Origin of the sequence: Caballeronia sp. (genome assembly GCF_049581465.1) — a bacterium.
In the GTDB taxonomy this organism is placed as follows: domain Bacteria; phylum Pseudomonadota; class Gammaproteobacteria; order Burkholderiales; family Burkholderiaceae; genus Caballeronia.
Genome location: NZ_JBAUSA010000432.1, coordinates 1 through 2,554 on the forward strand (window position 1 = coordinate 1; position 2,554 = coordinate 2,554).

Annotated in this window: 2 protein-coding genes; both read right to left on the bottom strand. The window is 62.9% G+C overall.

Features of this window, described 5'->3' with window-relative positions; all coding sequences use genetic code 11:
• Positions 1 to 1,678 (bottom strand): efflux RND transporter permease subunit (locus tag WCA53_RS10820; protein WP_423909050.1); only part of this gene is annotated, 1,678 nt, incomplete at its 3' end.
• A partial coding sequence (locus tag WCA53_RS10825; protein WP_423909053.1) for an efflux RND transporter periplasmic adaptor subunit occupies positions 1,675 to 2,554 on the bottom strand: 880 nt, incomplete at its 5' end. The genes WCA53_RS10825 and WCA53_RS10820, both read right to left, overlap by 4 nt.

Consider the following 2,554-nt stretch of genomic DNA (forward strand, 5'->3'; position numbering starts at 1 on the left):
TCGTGAGGCCGAGCACGATAAATCGACGCTCGATACACCATGAGACCCAGCCGCGCAGCCGGCCATAAAACTTCGTGTCGTAGATGTCGTGTTCGTGATCGTCCGCGTGATGCGCCTCTTTCTTGCGTTCGGGCAACAGGCGATAGCCGAGCAGCGGGATCAGCACGACCGCGGCGAACCACGAAGCGATCAGCGCAATCGCCGACACCTCGAAAATGGAGCGCGTGTATTCACCCGTCGACGACTTGGCGAGCGCGATCGGCAGGAAGCCGGCCGTGGTCACGAGCGTGCCGGTGAGCATCGGAAACGCGGTGCTGGTGTACGCGTAAGCCGCCGCACGGGAGCGGTCCCAGCCTTGCTCCAGCTTCACCGCCATCATTTCCACGGCGATGATCGCGTCGTCCACCAGCAGTCCCAGCGCGAGAATCAGCGTGCCGAGCGACACCTTGTGCAGGCCGATATCGAAGAGGTACATGAATAGCGCGGTCACCGCGAGCACGACGGGAATCGAAATCACGACCACCATGCCGGTGCGCACGCCGAGCGACACGAGGCTCACGATCAGCACGATGATCACGGCTTCGGCGACGGCTTCAAGGAAATCGTCCACCGACTTCGATACCGCGTGCGGCATGCTCGACACTTCGTTGAGCACGAGTCCGGCCGGAAGGGTCGCGCGTAGTTTGGCGGCCGTGGCGTCCAGGTCGCGCCCGAGATGGACCACGTCCTGGCCCGGTTGCATGGTGATGCCGATACCGAGCACCGGCTTGTCGCCCGAGCGCATCTGCGTGGTGGGTGGATCGACAAAACCCCGCCGGATGGTCGCTATGTCGCCGAGACGGAACGACCGGCCGTTCACGCGGATCAGCGTGTCGGCCAGTGCCTTCATGTCGTTGATCTGGCCGCTCGGACGCACGAAGATGCGGTCGTTCGGCGTGTTCAGCGTGCCCGCTGGCGAGATGGCGTTTTGTCCATCAATTGCCTGTGCGATCTGTTGCGGAGAAATGCCGAGGCGCGTGAGTTGCGTGTTCGCGATTTCTACATAGACGCGTTGTTCCTGATCGCCAAAGTAATCGACCTTCGCGACACCCGGCACGCGCAGCAAGACCGTGCGCAGCGAGTCGGCGTAATCGCGGAGTTGCGCAGGCGAATAACCGTCGCCTTCTAGCGTGTAGATGTTGGTGTAGACATCGCCGAATTCATCGTTGAAGAAGGGCCCCTGAACGCCCTTTGGCAGCGTGTAGGCGATATCGCCGACTTTCTTGCGGACCTGATACCACTCTTCCGGCACGTCCTTGACGGGCGCGCTATCTTTCATCGAGAAAAACAGCAGCGATTCGCCGGGGCGCGAATAGCTCCGCAAAAAGTCCGTGGACGGCGTTTCCTGCAGTTTTCTCGCGATGCGGTCCGTCACCTGTTCCTGTACCTGCCGCGCGGTCGCGCCGGGCCAGTAGGTCTGGATGACCATCACGCGAAACGTGAACGGCGGATCCTCGGATTGCGCAAGCCGCGTGTAGGCAAGCACGCCGAAGATAGTCGCCATCGCGATCAGGAACACCACCAGCGCCTGATGGCGCAACGCCCATGCAGAGAGGTTGAAGCTGCCTTCTTCGTGACGATAGTCGATGGGTGCGGCGTTGCCCTCGTCCGGCTTCCCATCGTGCGTTTGATCGCTCATGACGCAAAGTCTTCCGGGTGCAACGGCGCCACCACGCGGACTTTCTCGCCGGCGGATAAGGTATGTACGCCTTGCCAGACCACGCGCTCGCCGCTTGCAAGCCCTTGAGAAATGGTCACGGTGCGCTCGCCGTATCGGGAGACTTGCACGCGACGCAATTCGAGTGCATCGCCGGCTTTCACGACCCAGACCGCAGGCAGGTTGCCGTCGTGGAAGAGTGCGGTGGACGGTAGCGTGAACGCTTGTTGCGACGACACGCTCAATGCCGCCGGAGCCGCCTGGGGGAACGCCACGTCCGCGGTCATGCCGAGCCGCACCTGGGAAGTCGGCGCCTCGAGCGTCAGTTTCACGCGATACGTCCGGCTCTGCGCGTCCGCAGCGGGGGACACTTCGCGCACGCGTGCTGCGAACGGCTTGCCGGGGATGGCGGCAAGGGTCACGATCGCCTGCTGACCGACTACGAGCGATGCTAGCGCGCCTTCGGGCACGTCGGAAACCACGTCGGTCTCGCCGCTCCACGCGAGGGTATAAACCGCTTGCCCCACCGATACGTTCTGCCCGGTATCGGCCTGTTCCGCCGTGATGACGCCGGCTTTATCGGCGATAAGCGTGGTGTATTTGAGCTGATCGCCCGACAACGCCGCTTGCGCCTGCGCCTGATTGCGCTGCGCAAGCGCTGCGGCATAGGCGTTCTCGGTCTGTTCAAGCTGCGCGCGTGCAATCAGGTTTTCCTTCGCCTGCGCGCGGTCCCGCGTCAATTGCTGTTCGGCGTATTCGAGTTGATGCTGGGCGGCGGATAGCTGGGCGTTTGCGGCAGCGGCGTTCTTGGCGTTATCGGCGGGATCGAGTTTCGCCACGACCTGCCCGGCCTTGACC